Here is a 21,836-nt window from a genome sequence, read left to right on the forward strand (position 1 = left end):
CGTTTATACGTGCTGTTTTTGTTTATAACAGACAAAGAGAGTGGTTGATTTTTGTGGTAAAAGCGCATTCCTTGTGTGGAAAAATTATGCTATAATTTTAATAGGGATTATACCCAAAAACAGACGGATATGATATACGTATTTATGTGACGGAGGTGTTGTTATGAAAGAAAAAAAACTTATTGCTGCATTTATGGCAATGGCTATTTCATGCGGAGCGGTGCATACCGCAAATTACTGTTCTCCCGGAAGATTTTTGGTTTCGGCGGAAGATGAGAGCTTGGTGTGGCTCGGAGGAATGTATTATGATGAAGAAAGCAAGATACTGTATATTAATGGAAAAATCGGTGCAGAAAGTATAAGAAGTTTACGGGACAATCCGAATATTCATGGGGTGCAAGCCCTTGATGGCGCTGTTCTGCCCGAGGACTGCTCATATATGTTCGGCGGCTTTTCCAATTCTAAGTTTATAGACCTGAGCAAGGCAGACGCTTCAAATGTAAAGACCATGAAGGGTATGTTTTCAGGATACAACCATTGGGGTGAAGGATATGACAATGTGGGCTCGATAAATATCAGCGGTCTTGACACTTCAAATGTTACGGATATGAGTTATATGTTCAGCGGCTCCAATACTGTGGCATCAATGGAAGGTCTTGACACCTCAAATGTAACGGATATGAGCTATATGTACAGCGGAAATAAATCGGAGTATCTCAGCCCCGGAGCAATCGACACATCAAATGTCACCAGTATGAAGGGGATGTTCAAGGGCACTGATACTAATTACCTTGATCTTTACCATTTTGATACCTCAAATGTAACGGATATGAGCGAAATGTTCATGAATTGCTGTCACTACGATAGTTTATCCATAAGAGTTGATGAGCCTGCATTGATCTATAATAAGACAGCTCCTGTGCTTTGCGGTTTTGATACCTCAAAGGTAACGGATATGAGCAATATGTTTTCAGGCTGCGGTTTTGATTCTCTGGATCTGACCAGCTTCGATACCTCAAATGTAACGGATATGAGCGGTATGTTCAACGAGAGCGTACACCTTAAGGAAATTAAGACAGGAGAAAAGTGGGATACGGCTGCGGTAACGAACTCTGAGAATATGTTCAATAATTGTTATTGCATAAAAGGCGGAAACGGTACGACATATGACAGCGGACATATTGACAAAGAGTATGCGCGTATTGACAAGGCAGAAAGTCTGGGTTACCTGACTTTTGGAACTGCAACGAAGTATGCAGTGCTTGATTTTGATGAGGAAAGCGGTACTCTTATAATTTCGGGCGGAATTATAAGAAAGGAAGATCTGGAAAAGTATCGCCAAAATGAAACGGTCAAAAATGTCGTTGTGAAAAAAAGTGCGGCATTTCCGGAGAACTGCCATAATCTCTTTAGTGATTTTAAATGCGAAGCCATAGATCTTTCTGAAGCTGATACCTCGAATGTAACTGATATGACTTATATGTTTTATGGCTGTACAGCAACAAGGCTTGATCTGAGCAGCTTTGATACTTCTAATGTAACCAATATGGTAGGAATGTTTGAAAAATGCGGAGCGGAAGAGCTTGATCTGAGCAGCTTTGATACCTCTAATGTAACCGATATGTCGAGTATGTTTTATGACTGTAGAGTTAAAGAGCTTGATCTGAGCGGCTTTGATACTTCGAAGGTAACCAATATGGGGCATATGTTTAATGGATGTTTAGCGGCAGAAATTGATCTGAGCAGCTTTGATACTTCGAATGTAACTAATATGGTAGCTATGTTTAAAGAATGTAGAGTTCAAGAGCTTGAGCTGAGCGGTTTTGATACTTCAAATGTAACTAATATGTCACATATGTTTGAGCATTGCTCAAATATCAAGCAGTTAGATCTAAGCAGCTTTGATACTTCTAATGTAATCGGTATGACAGCTATGTTTGAAGAATGTATAATTAGCAAGCTTGATCTGAGTAACTTTGATACTGCGAATGTAACCAGTATGGGCTCTATGTTCTCTAAATGTACATATCTGATCACTGTGCTGGTCTCGGATAAATGGAATACTGAAAAGGTGACCGCGTCATGGAATATGTTTGAGCGGAGCGGCTCAATTGTAGGTGAAAACGGTACGAAATATGACTCCAAACATACAGATAAGGAATACGCCCGTATAGACAGAATCGACGCTAAAGGTTATTTTAACGAAAAGAAGACGACCACCACAACTACCACAATAACAACAACTACGACGACAACAACTACTACGACCACTACTACCGCCCAAAAGACTAATACAAATACATCAAAGACAACAATAACAGAAACTACTCCAATCACTACAGATACTGTCACAACATCTGCTGCAACAACTACTTTAGACACTGCAGCTGAGGCTGATAAGAAGCTTGCCAAACAAGCTGTAGTAGATTATCAGGGCAAGACATCTAAACAGGTTGGTTCTACAGAAATTAAGACAACTGAAGACGGCAAGCGTGAGATCACTTTAAAGGATAATGAAGGTAATGTACTCGATACATATACTATCGATCCTGAGACAGGAATCGGAACAAATGCCGCAGGAGAAGCTGTCGAGCTTCCTCAGACAGGCAACAACTCAATGACAAATGTAATCATTGCATTCGGTGCAGTAATGATGATCTTATTCGGTCTTGCTGCTGTCTTGACGTCAGGAGTACTTGAAAATCGCAAAAAGATTAAAAAGTAAGCCTGATAAAAATGCAGATACATAACGTTAAAATGACACTGCGATAGTATCATCAATAACAGAAACACATTGCAGGATAATGTCATTAAGCTAAGAAAAAAGATGTAAGGTAAGCCTCAAATAAATCGCGTTCCATAAGATACAAAAATATCCTCGCCGATGGCGAGGATAAACTTTATCAATTATTCCATGGCAGGAGTATCGTGCCTGCCGGATTTGAGAACAGATCGGTCAGATACTTTTCAACGTCCATACCGTTAGCCTGAGCTGTTGAAAATATCGAGTACAAAAGGGCGCTGCATTTTGCACCGCGTTCTGTATTATTGAAGAGCCAGTTTTTACGACCTACGGTGAAAGGTCTGATAGCATTTTCAGCTCTGTTGTTGTCGATAGGAACATCGCCATCTTCAAGGAACGTATACAGATATTTCTTTTCATTGAGAGTATATCTGACTGCGTCGACAAGCTTGTTCTTACCGCTGACCTGAAGCTCTTCAGTCCATGCCAAGAAAGCATCAAGTAAAGGCTTGATCTTTACAAGACGCTGCTCATATCTTTCCTCAGCAGTAAGTTCTGTCAGCAGTTTTTCTTCATGGTAGATCCTGTTGCAGAAATCTACACCTTTAGCTGCTGCCGATGTTTCGTATGCTGATTTTTCTTTTGGCAGTGCGTTTACCCAGTATCTTCTGACATGAGTAAGGCAGCCGCATCTCTTTGCCTTTTGCAGTGCATTGTATGCTGCATAACCGTCACATACAAGGAAACCATCAAATTCTCCGAGAAATCTGACTGCATTTTCACTTTTCCTTGTAGGATGATAATCAAAAATGATGTTACTGCGGTCATTGATCTTTCCGTTACAGTATACCCACATTCTTGAATCGGTCGTTGCTTTTCTGCCTTTTTCGTGCAGTACCTGAAATACTGTTTCATCAGCATGGATGATCTTTTCTGATAACAGTTTTTCTTTCATATTCTGCACAATGGGATTGCACCACTTCTCAGCAGCATAGCATACCCAGTTCGACATAGTTGCTTTAAGTAAATGGATGCCTTTGGATTTAAAGTCCTTCTCCTGTCTGTGCAGCGGTACTGCCTTGCAGAACTTCTCATAAATAATATGTGCAAGAAGTTCGGGAGAACAATAGCTTCCCGGTATCATAAGCTCAGGATGTTCAGCACGTCTGATATTGCATGGTTCAGTGCTTACTTCGGGAGTTGTACCGCACTTGATACACTTGTATACCTTTACTATGTGACGGCGAATATGAAATTTAGCAGGAGTGTATATCAGTTCATCGTATTTATCCTCGCCGATCTCCGTCATATCAGAGCCGCATTTATCACATTTAGGATCGTCTTCTTTATGTAATACCTCTTCAACAGGCAATTCGTTCATCCAGTCATTATGAGTGCGCTTTTTCTTTCGCTTATGCTCGGGAACGGTAATAGTCTTATCAGCAGTATGACTGTTTTTATCATTGATCACAGGAAAGAATGAAAGCTGCATATCACTTCCCATTATCACAGAGGTTTGTTCAGTTTTTCTTCCGAAAACCTGTTTTTTCAGCCATGCAAGTTGTTCCTGCATAAGAGAAAGCTGTTCTTCAAGCACTGTAACTTTATTACGGAGCGCAGCATTTTCCTGAGCCAATGATATATCATTATTTACTGTATTCTGCTCAGACATACTGCGATCCTCCATTCGTTTCATGATATATATATTATACCATAAAACTGCCGAAAAATCAAGAAATATCGAAGAATTTCCTTAATACAGCACACTCGGTTTGCCTTCACGGATAGCTTTAGGCTGTTCTATTTTTAAGCCTTCAAGAAGCCATCGTGTCTGCTGCGGTGTAAGCAGTAAAGCTTCTGTTTCATTACGCGGCCATTGGAATCTTCCGTTATCAAGGCGCTTATACAAAAGCAGAAATCCGTCACCTTCCCAGAGAAGTCCTTTAATGCGGTCACAGCGTCTGCCACAGAACAAAAACAATGCCGTACTATACGGATCAAGATGTAACTGTGCTTTTACTATCATTGCAAGTCCGTCTATCGAACGTCTCAAATCGGTATATCCTGTGACGATGTATACCTGCTTATCTAATGACAGGTCATTCAGCATAATTCATGTACTAATTCAAGTAAAGTATCTGCTGAGATATCTGCCGGAAGTGATATTTGCAAGCCATTTTTCTCAATACGAATATCTGAGTTTGGTCTTGGGACAGCTACAGGCACTATTGCAGGTTTGGATTCCAAACAGCACTCCCGAATTTTGCGAAGATGATAGTAATATGTCTTGGGACTGATACCATTCTGAGCGCAGAATGCTGTTACGGTCATACCGCTTTCCTGCTGTGCTTTGATCTGCTCACTCCATTCCTGCAGCTGTATATCTCTCTTGACATTGGTAATAGCTGTCGTTATTTTCATCTCCGTATTCCCCCTATGTCTAATTTAGTCCAGTTTACTCCATCGACTATTTTAGATACTCTAATTTAGTCCATGGACTTGCTTAGACTTTATTATACATCAGATTCCTTTTTGGTGGAATACGTCCTTTATTTTACGCTTACGATAATAAGGCTAATTATAACCGCTGAAAACAAGAAAAAGCCCACCCTCAAAGAAATGAGCGTGGGCTTTATTGTTTAATCAGTATGATTAAATCTATCTGTACCTTATATATACATCCTACATGACACCATTCAGAATAACTTTCATACTTTCGTTATTATCAATATCTTCTGAAGTCACTCAGTATATACTGTGTTTGGTATATCTGTATCCATTGTTAATAGCTTTTTATATTATTGATATTAACTGAATCAAACAAATAATTTCGTCCTAATGAAATGGATGACTGTAAATTATATTTTTCTTTCTCGTTATAATACTTATTTTTATCGACCTCAGTTCCATCTATTGTGAAATAATTATTCATACCACGAAAGTTATCACCGAATTCAATTACCTTAGTAATTGTTTTCCCGTCATATTTATATACTTTAAGCAAACTGTCAATAGATTTGTCTGGACCTGGAGCCTTAGATACATTTTCACACAAATATGATTCAGAAGGAATATAACTTAATAAACCATATTCTCCGCCATCAAACAATTCGATTATTTCTCCATTTAAAAATGAAAAGACCTGAACTGTTGCTGCATGATATGTTCCAACAGAGATAAATAGTTCTGGAATATTATCACCATTAATATCTCTCAGATCAAACATGGAGTCATTCGGTGCTATTGTCCCAAATGCATCACTATTCATAAATTCTTGAAGTTTATCTTGATATGCCTTTTCCCATTTGTTGCTATTTGTATACTCTTCCATTGACACTACTGCTTCTTTTGTAGTTGAAATATATGCATAATATGAAAGTATATTTGAAGCATCAACTGCATTTATCTTTCCATCATGATCAACATCGGCAGCTAGCTGTTGCTCTTCAGTGTAACCTCCATCCTTATTTGTAGAGATCATTGCATAATATGCAAGAACCGAAGATGCATCTACAGCGTTTACCATTCCATCGTTATTCACGTCTCCGAGGTTATAATCTGAATGTTGTGAAGTTGTCGTGGTTGTAGTTGTAATACCAGGTTGAGTTATTGTGGATGATGTTGTATACCCAATAGGATTTACAGTTATTTTAATTTGAACAACATTGGATTCAGTGTCTATAATACTTATTATTGCATCTCCATTGCCTATTGCAGTTATGGTACCTGTTTTTGAAACAACAGCTACATCAGAATTGTTCGATCTAAAAATCAAATCAGATGGATCTATCGGAATAGTATATTGATCTCCGTTAGTAAGAATATATGATGTGTTTTTTAATGCATCAAGTTTGTTCGTTGTTGAAACCATTGTAGTAGTTGTTGTGAACGTAGTAGTCGAAGTTGTGGTTACACGCTTTGTAGTAGTAGTTGTTGCTTTACTGGTCGTAGTCTGTGGTGAGTCTATAATTTCAATATACCCCTGTTCAATATGACTGAAAGCATTTTCTCTTAGCTTTTCGGTATCATTGGATAGGCAGTTATCAAATAGATCTCCGTCCATATAAACAATATTAATAGGGTATATATCTCCAACCTTAACATTACTAGGTAATCTGAGCGTAAACCTCCAAAGATTTGTTCCATCTGCCGATAGCATACACTCTCTATCAGAACTAGTAGCTACAAATATGCCATTGGCTTCATATTTTTGGGCTTTAAAAGAACGAAGGCGTGAATTCATACAATCAGCTACATTATCATATTCATCAGGAACAATTTGGAGTCTATCATCATATATGATATGGATACCTGTTGAGTTAATCGTTGCTCCATTTGAACTTTTGGCAGAAAGAATTATTTCTATGCTTGGGTTAGATCTTGCTTCGTATAATGTCAGCTTTTTCTGAGTAAGTAAAAGGGTAACATCTAATTTGTTTAATATGTTATCATCATATTCATCGTAAGCACTTTCAGTATTAACTGCTATAATTTTAGTCGACGATGTATTTCTATATCTATCTTTAAGGAAATCATCCAGGCTTACAGCATTTTCATGTGTAGAACTATATGCATAGTACCATAAAATCTTAGATGCGTCGACTGCATTTGTTATGCCGTTTTTGTCAACATCTGCAGCTCTTCTTTGTTCATCATTAAAACTACCAATACCATTACCGCTGGAGAGTTTTGAGTATTCAATCAATACAAAGCTTGAATCTATAGAATCTACATTCCCATCTGCATTTACATCACCAAGTCTAAAAACTGAACTTTGTGATGTCGTAGTAACAGGTGAAGATAATGGAGTAGTCGACGTGACTTTTCTAGTAGTAGTTGTTGTGGGAGTTGTCCTTTTTGTAGTTGTAGTGGTTGTGGTTGTAGTACTTACAGCATTAACACTCGTAAAAGTAAATGATGGGATCATCATACAGAATGAGATTAATGTCGCTGCTAACCTTTTTACAATTTTTATCTCCCTCATAATAAGACCTCCATACTTATCTATCAAACCGCTTATAGTACCACTCTATCCATTATGCAAGATAGCTCACATCATGGCACTTATATCATATTCATATATGTATAATTTTACCATATATTTTGCAAATATTCAATATACTATGTAAAATGTTCATATAATATATAATATTATCAGCATTTTTCACAATCAATGAAAACTCGCTTTGTACATATTAATCCGCCCCGAAAGGGGCGGACAGATACTCAAAGTTTTTGTATAAAATTAATTTACGCATAGTAAAGGTCGATAATATTATTCATTAGATAATAGCATATAAAATCAAAGATGAAACAAGAAGCCGCCAAAAAATGGCGGCTTCTTCACATTGCAAAATGAGTAAAATTATGAACTTTTGCATTTGCTGTGTAAAAGCAATTATTAACCTGCGAATTATGATGACTCCTGCTTCTTATACACCAATCTGCATATAGTATGTATACACCACCTTGTGCCCCATCGATCTCACGCTATTTCGCGAAATTTCCCATTGTTGTTCCGGACACATCATATTACTAATATGCCACACTTTTAAATTATATAGCTCTCACAAATTAATTTGTGAGAGCTAATATTTTCCTACAGTTTTAAGATTTTTTCTGCAAAGGCAATATCCGTAAATTCAGCTTTTGTCCTCGAAAAATAGGTACAAAACAGGATCCTATTAAAACACAAGAAACTGCCGAAAATCCGTCAGCGTCGGCCTGTGGTTTCGAAGATTGTAGAGCATACAAAATCAACGTTATAACTATGCGAACCGCTATGTGGCGGTTCTGTTTTATGTATTTACATTATATAGGTGATATGGTATAATAGTTTACAAGAAACGAATAAGGAGCTATATATGGGACAGAAAGAGATCATCGACAGGGACACTTACCGAAAGATCAAGAAAATGAACCGTGAGGAACTTACAAAGTTCATTCTCCAGTATGGTGATGAGTTGCTCGGAGAACAAGGAAAAACAATTGATCTTCCTGCTCTTGAAGCAGAACTGAGCAAGATCAAGGGTATTGGAGGTAAGCGTCTTGAAGAGATAATGGTCGTTATTGAGAAATTCTTAGATGTCGAATAAAAGAAATAAGGTTTTGTGTGTGAAATAAAGAAAGCCGAACGCAGCGACCTAGCTGTGTTTAAAAAAGGAGAAACTATGAAGGATTCATTCAAAAAAAAGGTTGCTGCAATAATTGCGGCGCTAATACTTCTGTGCATAGCTTCGGGTGCTGTTTATTTAAGGAAGACGTATGTGAAGATCAACGGAAAAATCTATAAAACAAATATCCAAGAAATAAGCCCGAATCTGAGGTTTACTAATATTAAGGAAATCAATAGATGCACAGAAGTTGAGAATCTGATATTGACTTCAGCTAAAGAAAATGATATCAGCAGCTTGGCAGATTTTAAAAAACTTTCTATATTGACTCTGTCACTATCCAGCGTAAACAGGTTTGATTCCAAAAAAATGAGCACATTCAGCAATTTGCAGAAACTGTATACTTATCGTACAAATATTGACCTTGAAGGATTCAATAATAGCAATAATAACAATCTGTTTTATGTTAATATTCTATTCAGTGATGTCAAAAACTTTGATTCACTTGCAGGGTGTTTATCACTCAGAAGCATAAGGAGTGACTTATCAACCACTTGTTTACCACTTATTTGTACTAAAAACTGTCAAAAATTACTTGAAGCCACTAAAATTCAAATCACAGAAATTCGCTAAACACAGCCATTTTCGTTTTTTACTGAAAGTCACAAAAAGGCTCTTGCTCAATTCGAATCCCCTATGCTCCACCAAGCAAATATGGCTATAAATAGGCGTTTTCTCACGTTGAGGAATCGCTTATTTATTTAACCAAATGCTGAAGTGTCATAGCTGAAATAAATGGTGAGATATACTATATAAAGGGTGACGGTTTGTATAAAGCTTCCGAAAAACAGAAATATGAATGTCTGATACCATTTGATGAACCGAATACAAGGGCTTTTTTACAAGGGAAAAGAACTGTATATATACTGCCGTAAACATTGACAAGTCGATAAGCATCACAAAATATGATATTGACGGGAATGTAAAGGGGAAGCCCTTTATTCCGGATAATTCTGATGTAAATGTATCAACGGAAAGTGCCTTGAAGAGATAATGATCGTTATAGAAAAATTCCTGGATGTATAAAAGAATCCCATGAGGAATGATCCTCATGGGTATTTTCTTATCAAAAACGATTTGTTAAATAACTGTTGCCATGATTAACTATTTGTGATATAATGACTTTATATAGTATAAGATCAAATGAATACCGCCTGGATGACGGAAATACATTAGAAAGGGGCGTTCTGTTCTGAGAAGAATCACACCGAAAGACAAGATCACAACAGGAATTGCCTTTTTCCTTGTTGCTACACTTATTATATTGCTGATAATCATACATTATCATGAAACATCTATGAATGCAAAGCTGTATACAGTACCGATGACCGGAACTGTGCAGCAGTGCGAATCATATAAGTGTACAGAAACCGCTTTCCGTACAATCAAAGTCAAAACATATTACGCAATCACGATCAGTTATGAAACAGATTCCGCTCAGCAGCGAAAAATAGAGAAAACAGATCTGACAAGATCCTATCAGGAGGGCGAAGAAGTGTCACTTATGTGCAATCCGGATACAGGTGAAGCGGTAATGAAAGGTGAAACAGTGCAGGATTCAAATGCTTACATTTTTTTTGGTTCTATTGCGCTGGTTATGATCGCAGTCGGTGTGCTTTGTGTGAAGCATGGTCGGAAGGAAATGTAAATATATCAACGGTAAGTGTCTTGAAGAGATTATGATCTTTATAGAATAATTCTTAGATATTGAAGAGAAGGAGGAGTAATAATGATAAAAAAAAGAATAGACACCTGTATTGCTGCAACAATGATGCTTTCATCAATGCTTACAGGCCTTCCTGTGAACGATGTAAGTGCAGCTGACAGCAAAACTCTTACCACTGTTTCAGAGACTGCTGACTCAGGAGAATTACTGACTTTTGAGGAACTGTATGCTTTGGAGGAAGACGAACTGAAGCAGTATTGTTCAGAACATGATCTGACATACAAGAGCAAAGAATACGCGGAAGAAAGGGTTGCCTTCAGACCCGTGACTTGGGTAAATGTGAAGCTGAATGACTATTTGCTGAAAGGCGAGAGTGATTTGCTGGAAAGTAACGATCGGAATGATTTTAATAAGAAGAACTATTATGATTATGACTTTGAGAAGATGACATCAGATTTGAAAATGCCCGAAAAATACTACAAATTCCATGCCGAAAAAAACGATTTTTCGTACGGTTATCATTACGAGAATGATGCCGACGGTAATACTAAGCAAATTTTTCAAAAATACGCAGCGATATTTGTTGAGCCTGATCCGTCTGTTGCAAATGAGCGATCACTTGCAAGGCTGTACCAACTTATATACGTATGGACACAACAGAATCCTATCGTTTACGGAGGAACAACGATGATTTCAGGTCCTGCTCCTGACAGCCCGGTAGTTATCGAAACACCTGATACACTGGGAGATGTTAACTCTGATGGTTATATCAACGCAGTTGATGCTTCTTCAGTACTTTCATATTATGCCCGTATATCTACAAATCAGGAAGGCGGATATGATGCGCTGCAGAAGCTTAATGCAGATGTAAATCAGGACAGATCGATCAATGCCATTGATGCATCGAATATCCTTGCGTACTATGCATATGCTTCAACTACAAAAGAAGATATAGTCTCATTAGAGGCATATATGAAAAAAGCAGATATATAAAATGATGAGTCGGGCAATAAGCCTCACCGTTGACAATCGTTATTATTACATGATCATCTGCATTGACAGAGGAATCACCTTTCTTTATGTGGAGAAGATCAGTAATAACATCAGATTTAAAAGTAATTTTGGGTTCTTGAAAGTGTTTTAATGAATCTTGAGAGAAGGATTAAACAGGTAATTTGCGAACATTAAATGCAACTTACCTGTTTTTTTATGCAACTTCTTGCCTAAAAATACATCTTACATAAAAAGTATTGATTTTATATAGGAAATAATATAAAATAACGTTAGTCAGAAATGTATTAAGTGGTACCACAACTTAGAATTTATTGAAAAAATATAAGGAGATTATTATGAATAGAAAAACTAAAAAAAGTATTGCAGCTATTCTTTCTATGGCAGTAGTATGTAATTCTGTGGGATTCATCGGAAACTCATTAAACAAGGTAACTGAATATACCTGTACTCCACCATATTTGGTACTCACAAATGAGACAAACTTTGTAGTACCCGCAGAAAAGCACCTCTATTTATAGGGAGGCTTTTCTAGTTATACCAAATTAATGGCGTAAATGGTCGGCTTAAAGAAAGTGTAAGCCGACCATTTTAATAATTATTCAGCTATATGCCTCCTCATGCACCAAAATCACCCATTGAAAGGTATGAATAAAAGGTCAGAATTGCATATTATATTTGTTATGCTCCAATGCCGGTCATGGCTTTCCTGTATTCAGAGGCGGTCTTGCCTTTTTTCTTTCGGAAGAGCTTCATAAAATGCGAAGCGTCGGGGTAACCGCATTTCTCGGCTATTTCGCTGACATTGAGAGCTGTGTTGACAAGAAGCCTTTCCGCAAGGGCAAGTCTTGCAGAGATAACATCTGCGTTAAAGCTGATATTAAGGAACTGGCGGTAGAGGTGCTGGAAGTAGGAGGTGCTTATGCCGATTTGTGCGGCAGCTTTTTTCGCAGCCCATTCAAGCTGGGGTTCCTCGTAGACGTTGTATTGCAGCTCGCGGAGCTTCCCAAGAAATGCGCTGCTGCTTTCCGTGGCGGAACTGCGCATATCCTCCAGTTTTTTTTCAAGCTGTGCTATCATGTCAGTGGGAGCGCTGCTGCTGTCGGTTACTGCTGATAAGCGTCTGAGCATGGCCGAGATGCTTATGCTTTGCTGCATTTCTATCATTTTCAGATTGGATTTCAGTGAGTTTATGAAGAGCTGCTCGGGAAAGTCGGAATCGTCGCATTCGCCTATAATTATAAACTCCTCACTGCCCGTTCTTGCGGCAAGCTCGCCCCTTGCGCATGAAAGGTTCACCGCCTGGGCCAATGAGACTATAATCTGTCGGACGTACTCATTTCCGTACTGCCCACGGAACTGCTCTGCTCCCTCAATACAATAGATAACGCCGTAGTAGCGACGGTCGGGACTGAGTGAGCCTGCTTTTGAGATAAGTCCCTTTCGGCTGAAAAGTCCCGTGAGGATATCACGTTCAGAGAGCTGCTGTATCTTGTCGTTGAGGGATCTTTCGTAGTCAAGCATACGTATGCGCTCTATGCTGTTTGCGGCGACCTGACAGAATTCACCGTAGTACTGCTCGAATACTATGCTGTCTGAATACCTGCGTACACAGTAGCCGAAGTTCCTGTCGAGGTAGTGCAGGGGAGTGAATATATAGGCGGCAGGCCGATCTGAGAGCTCATTTGGAGGTATCATCGTATCCAGAGCAAATTCCTGCTGAGATATGTCGCACCTGCCATTGCAGTATTTCATACGGCAGACCATTTTATCTGTGTAGCCGCTGTCCGAGTTCTCCTCACCGCTGCTGCAAAGACAGAGGAAAAAGTCACTTTCCGGGTAGAGAAGATAGGCGTTCTGTGCGAGGACTATTGCGCACTCGTCCATATTTTTGACATTGTTCATCATGGAGGAATAGTTGCTGTGCATGAATATGCCCAAGGTCATGTCCCTTGCAAATATCTTATCGCTTATGGCTGCGTCTCCCGAGGTATCCGCCCGGCAGCCGCAGCTTGCTCCAACCTTAACGGCAGGGCGAACCTCTGTGCGGTAACGGGGAATCTCGCCGCTTATGAGCTTATGCAGGCGGCATACAGCTTCTATACCGTTTTCCCTGAAGCCGCTGCCGATGGTCGTAAGTGACGGGCGGTAGCTGCTGACGTCGGGGTTGCCGTCGTAACCGCCCACGGCGATGTCGTTGGGGACGTTTATGCCGTTTTCCGCAAATGACAGACAGAGCTGCAAAGCCATGAAATCGTTTCCGCATACAATGGCCTGCGGACGCTCTATCTCGCCCTTTACGATGCGTTCCGCGAAGCCCTTGGCGTAGTTTACCCAGAAGTCGCCGTAGAAAACATGATCCTGTCTGAATGGTATGCCGTTTTCTGCAAGGGCGTCCTTGTAGCCCTCTATACGCTCGATGGAATGTATCACGTTCTCGGGGCCGCTGAGACAGTATATCCTTGTGAAGCCGTGTACCCTGATGAAGTGCTCCGTGAGCTGCCGGAAATACTCCCTGTTGTTTTGCAGGCAGCTCTCAAAGCGTTCGCTGACATAATCAAGAGCGATGACGGGTATACCCTTTTCAAAGAGCATATCCTCCAGCTTTTTTGACAGAGAGCGGCTGTAAAATGATCCCAGATCTATGACAGCGCCGTCAAATCTGAGCTGCCTGATGAGGGTATAGATATTTTCATCGCCTTTAAGGTACTCGGTCTCGTTGTCGAAGTTTACGAAATGAGTCAGCACTATAAAGTCATAGTCAAGGGCGGCGGACTGCTGCCACATTGCTTCGATAAGGCTGGTCTGGTAGAGCTTTTCTGCGTTTACGGTTATGAATGCTATTCGTTTTCTCATGTGCAGTCACCTCTTTTTATCTGATTATAGCATATACAATAGCGGAAATCAACTGCAAAAAGCTGAAAAGTACATAAATACAGTTGGAATTTTCATTGAAAATTACATTCACCTGCTCTATAATTATAATAACGAAAAATGTAGGGGACGGCGTCCTCGACGTCCCATTAAGGGGCGCCGCCCCTGTTAGGAGCGCCTTCGGAATGTTTCGCTGTTCTCTGAAAGCTGTGAACAGCGACCAGAGGCGCTGCCTCCGGACTCTGCCAAAGGAACACAGTCCCTTTGGAATCCCGTTCATAGGCTCGGCAAGTTATTATTTAAAACATGATTCAGGAAAGGAAGTTTTTATTATGAGTAGTTTCTTCAAGAAAGGCTGTTCCGCCGCTCTTGCAGCAGTTATCCTTGTTTCCTCGGCTGCGGGAAGCACTGTTTTTACCACATCTGCTGTCAGTGTAAGTATTCAGCAGTTTGCAGGTGAGAGCTCAGGCAGCTTATACACTATTCCTACTGATGCATTGAGCTCAGACATCACTGTAACAGACATCGGCGAGTTCTCTGTACCGCTCCTTACAAGCAATAAGGCAGCAGCTGCTGACTACAATATCCCAAGCCTCAATATCTCTGCAAAGTCCGTTCCCGAGACTGAGGGCATCAAGTTCGTAAGAGATATGCGTCTCGGCTGGAACCTCGGAAATACTATGGACGCTATCGACGATACCGGCTGGGTAGGAAGCGAAATGGGTATCGAGACCTGCTGGAACGGCGGCTACAAGACCACAAAGCAGATGATAGATACAGTAAAAGCGGCAGGCTTCAGAACTGTCCGTATCCCTGTTTCATGGCACAATCACGTTGACGGCAGCTATCAGATCTCAAAGCAGTGGATGGACAGAGTCCAGGAGATTGTTGACTACGCTATCGATGACGATATGTACGTTATCATCAATGTTCACCACGATAACGACTCCAAGCATATGTACCCCGATACTGCTCATTACGATCAGTCAAAGAAGTACATGACCACTGTATGGTCACAGATCGCAGACCGCTTCAAGGATTATGACAACAAGCTCATTTTCGAAACAATGAACGAGCCCCGTCTTATCGGCCATACAAACGAGTGGTGGATAAATCCTTCAAACCCTGATTGTATCGACGCTATAAAGACTATCAACAAACTCAATCAGGACTGTCTTGATACTATCCGTAAATCAGGCGGAAACAACAGCACAAGATACGTTGCGGTCCCGGGCTATGACTGCTCAGTTGATGGCGCTACGAATGAGAATTTCCAGATACCTAACGACAGTGCGCAGAACAGACTTATCGTAGCTGTTCACGCATATCTGCCATACGGTTTCGCTCTTGCTGAGGAAAGCGACTCCCAGAGCGTGAGAAACTTCAACATCAATACAGACACTGGCGAGATAAATCAGGCTTTTGACAAGGTATACCAGAAGTACACATCAAAGGGTATCCCTGTTTACGTTGGTGAGTACGGCGCAAGAGAAAAGGGCAACAACGTTCAGGACAGAGTTGACTGTGCTGCTTACTTCACAGCTTATGCTTCATCTGTAGGCGTTACCTGCTGCTGGTGGGACGATATCAGCTTTATGCTCCTCGACAGATCAAACTGCACATGGAAGCGTCCCGAGATAGTTGCTGCTATCAACAAGTACGCAAGAGGAAACGCTGAGTCAACTATCGTTACTTCTGTTACGAATCCAATTGATATAGTGACCACGACCACTTCTTCAAATGTTTCCGAGAGCGACAAGATATACGGTAAAGATAACGGCAGCGGTACTGTAAACTTTGGTACAAGTATCGGAGAAACTGCATTTGTAGACGTTCAGTTCGCAGGCAATACAAACTTTATGAACGGCTGTCTGGGCTTCTCGCCGCAGCTCAACGGCAAGAGCTACTGGGTATCATACGTCTGGGAGGCTAAGAAGTCGGGCACTATCACTCTTGATATGAACAATCCCAAGCAGGTAATGGACGTATCCAATGAGCCTGCCGAAGCTGTTACAGACAGTAATGTAAAGAAGCAGCTTATCGAGATGATAAAGAAAGAAAAATCTGCACTTTTACAGGCTTGGTACGCTTCTGACAAGTCAGGCAAGGAAATAACACCTCCCGCTTCGGGCGCTGAGAGCATAAAGGCATTTATAATTTCCTCAAACGGCTCACAGCAGACAACAACTTCCACTTCAACTTCAACGTCAACTACATCAACAACCACAACCACAGTTACAACAACTACAACAACTACTACTGTTCCGTTGGTAATGACAGGCAAGTATGGCGATGCCAACTGCGACGGCGTAGTTGATCTGTCAGACGCGATACTCATTATGCAGTCCATTGCTAATCCGAATAAATATGGTTTAGGCGGAACATCACCAAGTGCTATAACGGAAAAAGGCAGGGAACTTGCTGATGTTGATACTTCAGTAAAGGGACTTACAGGAGATGACGCCGTTATGATACAGAGATACCTCCTCAAGATCATAAGCAGTCTTGAACCGAGCAAATAATACTTATTTTAAAAGCTCCTCCTTTCCGGAGGAGCTTTCTGTTTAGCTATTTACAATAGTATCTGCGATATGATATAATAAGGAATAATGAGGCATTATGGAACAGAAAGAGATTATTGACAGGTAAAACTACCGAAAAAAAGAAAATGAACCGCGGGTAGCTTACAAAGTTCATAGGTGTTAAGTGTCTTGAGGAGATAATGACAGCTATAGAGAAATTCTTGTATGTTGAATAGCAGGAGGAAAAAATGAAAAAACTACTTATTTTATTACTTTTAATTGCAGGGATGCTGTCTGTATTCAGCTGCTCTGACAACAACACCTCAATTGAGGAGCTGCCTGCTCCTGCAGAAGTGACAACTACTGCTGAAACTACTGCGAAAGAGAAAAAAGTATATGACTATGTACACGGCCAAGACGGATACTATAATATCGCGGACGAGATGACTGAGTTTGAAATGAAGTCTCAGAAGTATGGTACCTGCTGGCTCTATGCAGCTGCTGCGAGTATGGAGACCGCATATTTTAAGAAAAACGGAAGTTACATCTCAATAGACCCATTGCAGCTTCTTGATATCACCTATTTAGATGAAAAGGACGAGGGCTTCTTTGTAAAAGAGGGAATAGACGGAAAGGAACTGGGCGGTTCGCAACCAATAGTAACATTTAGCCTGTCAGACGGTTTTGATGACCTTGTTCTTGACAGCTCTGTCATTCTTGATGCAGATGACAGAGAAGCCATAAAGGAGAATATCCGCAAAAGGGGCGCAGTTGCTATCGGTATTCTTGATAGTGATAACAGCAAAAAAGGCTGGTTCGGTACTTACCGCACCATAAACTATACAAAAAAAGACAATTTTGACCACGACGTAACTATTATAGGCTACGATGACCATTTCCCGAAGGAATACTTCAAAGAAACTGCCTCCGAGGATGGTGCATGGATTACCTATAACAGCTCTTTAGGCTCTGCGTGCTATTATTATATATCCTACAGCGCGCCTCTCGAATACGCCATAAGCCACTCTGTCACTGATAAATACGGTGAAGTCCTGAGCTATGACGCAGGCACAGAGCAGGACAGATATGTCAGGACAGGAGATATCACAAAAACTGCCAATGTTTTCCACAAGGAAGGAAAACTTGCCGCTGTGGGCACATATAATGACTTTGACGAGCAGGATATAAAGATAGAGATATATGATGCGGGAATACAGAATCTGCTGTATTCTCAGGACGCAAAGCTTGACTATCATGGTTATCATACCATAGAGCTTGATACTGCGCTTGACGTTACTGATTATGCCATAGTAATCAATTACACAAAAGGTGCTCCTGTTGAGGGGGAAGATGTTGACTACGGCGAACTGGAATATAAAACTGTATCCGAAAAAGGCCAGTCCTTTGTATATGCAGGTAACGTATGGAATGATGTTGTCAATAGTGATATCAAGGCCGTTCTGAAGATAGACTTTGAGCCTAACAACTGCTGTATCAAAGCGATTTATAAATAAGAATCCAGCCCATTCCGGGCTGGATTTTTATGTTTACTTATTGCTTGCGACACTTATGTTATTATTGAGAGAATTAAGGGTATCGGCATAAGCGCCTTGAGATAATAATGGTCGTTATCAAAAAAATCTTTAAAAAAAGTATCAAAGACTTATGTAGACGGCATTGTGCCGTAATTGTTCGTGTGCATTCCTTATGATCTTGCTACATACGTAACCGCAAAATAGAAGCTGATACTGTTTTGAATAGGCAAAATGAATAATTTCACTATTGATTCAAGCGGTATCTGCTCCAAGACCCATGTGCTGTCGGAGATGCCAATGATGAAGCTCGCTCCATTGTTCCCGAAGAAAGCTATGCTGAATTTTGTATACGATCAGCAGGTTGCAGGAAGTGCTAAGAAAAAGTAAATCGCAGTATTAGAATATCCGAAATGGGGCACTCTTGCGGATATTTGGATATTATGCTATAATACTATCAATACAATAACAGGAGGCGTACGATATGATTTTTTATTTCACAGGAACAGGAAATTCGTTATGGGCTGCAAAACAACTTGTCAAAGAGGACGAAAGACTTATAAGCATTGCAGATGCCCGAAAAAATAGAGAATACAAATACTCTGTCTCAGATAAAGAGAATGTAGGCTTTGTATTTCCCGTATATTGCTATACACTGAGCGACACGGTTTTTGATTTTGTAAGCAAAATACAGCTTACAAACGCAGAATATGTCTATGCAGTCATAACCTGTGGAGGCGGTATCGGCGGAGCAGGCGGCTTTCTTAAGTCAGAACTTGCCCAAAGAGGTATTACTCTGAATGCAGTTTTTGAACTGTTAATGCCCGATAATACAGTATTCTACTACAAAGTGACGGGCAAAGCAGAAGCAGAAAAGCGTATCAATAACGCCGAAGAAAAACTTAAAAAGATAATCAGTATTATTGAAAGACATGGTAAGAGGGAGATTGGTAGCGGTACACTATCTAAGCCAATGCGAAAACTTTATCATATCATGAATGCTACAAAGCGTTTCCGTGTGAATGACAACTGTATCGGCTGCGGAATGTGCGAAAAGCTTTGTCCTGACAGTGCTGTTAAGCTCCGCGATAAAAAGCCTGTATGGATAAAAAGTCATTGTACCAAATGCTCTGCCTGCATAAATCGCTGTCCGAAACAAGCTATCCAATATGGGAAAGGTACAGAAAAAAGAGAACGCTACATCAATCCGCGATTGAAGGGCGACTTCAGATGAAGCGATTGTCTCAGCTTTTAGCTGAGACTGAAACAGTATTCCTTGTGAATCTGATACGCAAGGCAACAAAAGAAGAAATAGCAACGGTATCTGCCGAGATGATACAGCTCCCTTGGGGGATCTGATTCTTGTATATAAATAGACTACGGTCTATTGATATAGTTATGATACTATTTTTTGATAAAATAGCATTGTGACAGTATCCTTTCATTTGCATATTCAACAGCAACCTGCATTATTCGTCAGGTGTTTTTCATTACCACGGCTTCAACAGTATCCGCAACATCTTCGCAGGCATCAGCACATTCTTCAAGCGTCGAATAGATCTCACGCCATGCAATTACGTCCAGCGGATTCTTTCCGTCCCATTTTTGGCGGCAACTGTAAGCAGCCTGAAGATACAGTGCATCACATTCTTCCTCAGCGGCGTTTACCTCAATGATAAGCTTGTGTAGCTGCTCGGATTTTCTGAAATTCGGCAGTTCCGTCAGCATCGCTTTCATTTTGGAAGTACAGATACAGATTTTCTCAGCAAAACTAACTGCCTCGTCGGTAATCTTTGAAATATTGTTTATATAAATCACCTGCAAAACTTCCTCTATGCAGTCAATCACATGATCGAGTCTCTGGCACAGTTCAGCCATGTCTTCGCGATCAATTGGTGTAACAAAAGACTTGGCAAGCATTTCCGTCATTTCATGACGCAGGGAATCACCCTTATGCTCAAATTCATGCATTTTAGGCAATATTTTGTTCATCTGTTCGGTATCGAATTCACGCAGGCATTCGAGTAGATAATCCGCGGCACTGCAAGCGGTATCAGCAGCCGAAATGTAGTTGTTCCAGTAAAAATCATTTTTCTTGTTAGCCATAGTATCCTCCTGATCAGAAGATCGCCATAAAGATCTTCGTGGTGATATATCCGATAAGTCCGCAGCCTGGGAAAGTCAGAATCCATGTCATCATGAGATTTTTAACAACACCGAGATTGACCGCAGAAGGCCGTTTGACTGCACCGACACCCATGATCGCAGTTGTTTTCGCATGTGTTGTCGATACCGGAATTCCGAAGAGCGAGCTGATGAGCAGTGCGATCGAAGCAGCAATATCTGCCGAAAAGCCCTGATATTTTTCCAGCTTCACCATATCCATGCCGATGGATTTGATGATTTTCTTGCCGCCGATCGACGTACCGATTGACATGATGACGGAACAAAGCAGCATAATCCATACCGGCATCTTTACCGCGTCGCCTTCTCCGCCACCGTTTGAAAGCAGAAGGCACATCATGATTACGCCCATAAATTTCTGACCGTCCTGTGCGCCGTGCATGAAGCTCATTGCACAGGCGGCGCCAATTTGACCGTTCCGGAAGATGCCTTCTGTTTTTCGCCGGTCAACATTGAAGAATATGACGGTCACCAGCTTGCAGACTGCATAGCCGAGAATAAAGCCGAGCACGACCGAGATTACAAGGCCGTAGATAACTTTGATCCATTCGCGACCATTAACGCCGTCAAGACCGCCGTGCATCGCAATTGCCGCACCTGTCAAGCCTGCGATCAGCGCGTGACTTTCGCTGGTCGGTATCCCGAAATACCATGCGAGTATCGCCCAGATCACGATCGCCAACAGAGCCGCTGACAGTGCTACGATTGCATCATGCGAGTTCGTTCCGAAATCGACCATATTGGCAATCGTCTGTGCAACCGTTGCATTGACAGAACTCATAATGAAAACACCTAGAAAATTAAAGAATGCTGACATTAGAATCGCGGGGCGCGCTTCCATACATCGGGTTGTCACACATGTTGCAATCGCATTAGGGCAGTCCGTCCAGCCGTTTACGAAAATAACGCCGAGCGTCAAACCGACTGCAAGCATCAGAAGTGGGTTTGATGTTACCTGATCCCAGAAATATACAAATGTTAAATCCATAGTTTCATTATCTCCAATAAGACTATTATACCGATATTATTTTTTCCTTTATATATTATATCACAGTTAATTATCAGTTTCAAGTATTTTTGATTCATCTATTCTTCTTAGAATTTCTTGACAACTGTCATTATTTCTTCTGG

The 21,836-nt window shown here is 40.7% G+C and carries 18 protein-coding genes; 11 read left to right on the forward strand and 7 right to left on the reverse strand.

The annotated features are described in order from the left end of the window. Positions 1-163 precede the first annotated feature (163 nt). Complete coding sequence (locus RF007C_RS16755; protein WP_051456727.1) at positions 164-2,725, forward strand: BspA family leucine-rich repeat surface protein; 2,562 nt, start codon at positions 164-166, stop codon at positions 2,723-2,725. A gap of 178 nt (positions 2,726-2,903) precedes the next feature. Here RF007C_RS16755 and tnpC read toward each other — a convergent pair whose 3' ends face one another. The 4 genes from tnpC to RF007C_RS17845 all read right to left on the reverse strand — a co-directional run bounded on the left by tnpC (position 2,904) and on the right by RF007C_RS17845 (position 7,727). Beyond that, positions 2,904-4,415, reverse strand: a complete 1,512-nt coding sequence (gene tnpC / locus RF007C_RS15610) for an IS66 family transposase (RefSeq protein ID WP_051456728.1) — start codon at positions 4,413-4,415, stop codon at positions 2,904-2,906. An 81-nt stretch (positions 4,416-4,496) separates the two neighbouring features. Next, a complete protein-coding gene (gene tnpB / locus RF007C_RS15615) occupies positions 4,497-4,853 on the reverse strand; it encodes an IS66 family insertion sequence element accessory protein TnpB (RefSeq protein ID WP_037301465.1) in 357 nt (118 codons plus the stop codon). Then, positions 4,847-5,164, reverse strand: a complete 318-nt coding sequence (gene tnpA, locus RF007C_RS15620) for an IS66 family insertion sequence element accessory protein TnpA (protein ID WP_037301468.1) — start codon at positions 5,162-5,164, stop codon at positions 4,847-4,849. Before tnpA ends, tnpB begins: the two co-directional genes overlap by 7 nt. A gap of 361 nt (positions 5,165-5,525) precedes the next feature. Next, positions 5,526-7,727 (reverse strand): dockerin type I domain-containing protein, encoded by a 2,202-nt coding sequence (locus RF007C_RS17845; protein ID WP_051456729.1) that lies wholly within the window; start codon positions 7,725-7,727, stop codon positions 5,526-5,528. 880 nt (positions 7,728-8,607) lie between these two features. On the opposite strand from RF007C_RS17845, the gene RF007C_RS15635 reads away from it, so the two are divergent. The 5 genes from RF007C_RS15635 (at position 8,608) to RF007C_RS15655 (ending at position 12,114) form a co-directional block, all read left to right on the forward strand. Further along, complete coding sequence (locus tag RF007C_RS15635; protein ID WP_028515303.1) at positions 8,608-8,838, forward strand: hypothetical protein; 231 nt, start codon at positions 8,608-8,610, stop codon at positions 8,836-8,838. Positions 8,839-8,913: 75 nt separating this feature from the next. After that, complete coding sequence (locus RF007C_RS15640) at positions 8,914-9,489, forward strand: hypothetical protein (RefSeq protein ID WP_037301472.1); 576 nt, start codon at positions 8,914-8,916, stop codon at positions 9,487-9,489. Between the two features lie 922 nt (positions 9,490-10,411). Next, the gene (locus tag RF007C_RS17565; protein ID WP_161634900.1) at positions 10,412-10,564 is read left to right on the forward strand and encodes a hypothetical protein; all 153 of its coding nucleotides are present in this window, start codon (positions 10,412-10,414) and stop codon (positions 10,562-10,564) included. An 81-nt stretch (positions 10,565-10,645) separates the two neighbouring features. Then, a complete protein-coding gene (locus RF007C_RS17570; protein WP_051456730.1) occupies positions 10,646-11,575 on the forward strand; it encodes a dockerin type I domain-containing protein in 930 nt (309 codons plus the stop codon). A 356-nt stretch (positions 11,576-11,931) separates the two neighbouring features. Beyond that, complete coding sequence (locus RF007C_RS15655) at positions 11,932-12,114, forward strand: hypothetical protein (RefSeq protein WP_037301477.1); 183 nt, start codon at positions 11,932-11,934, stop codon at positions 12,112-12,114. Positions 12,115-12,274: 160 nt separating this feature from the next. Here RF007C_RS15655 and RF007C_RS15660 read toward each other — a convergent pair whose 3' ends face one another. Continuing rightward, complete coding sequence (locus RF007C_RS15660; protein WP_037301480.1) at positions 12,275-14,449, reverse strand: substrate-binding domain-containing protein; 2,175 nt, start codon at positions 14,447-14,449, stop codon at positions 12,275-12,277. Positions 14,450-14,799: 350 nt separating this feature from the next. Here RF007C_RS15660 and RF007C_RS15665 point away from each other — a divergent pair, with 350 nt between their 5' ends. The 5 genes from RF007C_RS15665 to RF007C_RS18215 all read left to right on the forward strand — a co-directional run bounded on the left by RF007C_RS15665 (position 14,800) and on the right by RF007C_RS18215 (position 19,880). Next, entirely contained in the window at positions 14,800-16,989 is a 2,190-nt protein-coding gene (locus RF007C_RS15665) for a cellulase family glycosylhydrolase (protein ID WP_242836318.1), read from the forward strand. A gap of 248 nt (positions 16,990-17,237) precedes the next feature. Beyond that, positions 17,238-18,503, forward strand: coding sequence for a lectin like domain-containing protein (locus tag RF007C_RS15670; RefSeq protein WP_037301485.1), 1,266 nt, complete (start codon positions 17,238-17,240; stop codon positions 18,501-18,503). A 252-nt stretch (positions 18,504-18,755) separates the two neighbouring features. Continuing rightward, entirely contained in the window at positions 18,756-18,911 is a 156-nt protein-coding gene (locus tag RF007C_RS17575; protein WP_161634901.1) for a hypothetical protein, read from the forward strand. A gap of 94 nt (positions 18,912-19,005) precedes the next feature. Beyond that, on the forward strand, positions 19,006-19,755 hold the full coding sequence (locus RF007C_RS15675; protein ID WP_037301487.1) for an EFR1 family ferrodoxin: 750 nt from the start codon (positions 19,006-19,008) through the stop codon (positions 19,753-19,755). Beyond that, positions 19,752-19,880: a hypothetical protein gene (locus tag RF007C_RS18215; RefSeq protein ID WP_275450847.1), complete on the forward strand. Its 129-nt coding sequence runs from the start codon at positions 19,752-19,754 to the stop codon at positions 19,878-19,880. The genes RF007C_RS15675 and RF007C_RS18215 overlap by 4 nt, the downstream gene beginning before the upstream one ends. A 117-nt stretch (positions 19,881-19,997) precedes the next feature. Here the strand turns inward: RF007C_RS18215 and RF007C_RS15680 are convergent, their stop codons facing one another. Together RF007C_RS15680 and RF007C_RS15685 are read right to left on the reverse strand one after the other, a co-directional pair. Further along, entirely contained in the window at positions 19,998-20,627 is a 630-nt protein-coding gene (locus RF007C_RS15680) for a DUF47 domain-containing protein (protein WP_019680472.1), read from the reverse strand. Between the two features lie 13 nt (positions 20,628-20,640). After that, positions 20,641-21,693, reverse strand: coding sequence for an inorganic phosphate transporter (locus tag RF007C_RS15685; protein ID WP_037301489.1), 1,053 nt, complete (start codon positions 21,691-21,693; stop codon positions 20,641-20,643). Between the last annotated feature and the right edge of the window lie 143 nt (positions 21,694-21,836).

The organism is Ruminococcus flavefaciens 007c (assembly GCF_000571935.1).
GTDB lineage: Bacteria > Bacillota > Clostridia > Oscillospirales > Ruminococcaceae > Ruminococcus > Ruminococcus flavefaciens_F.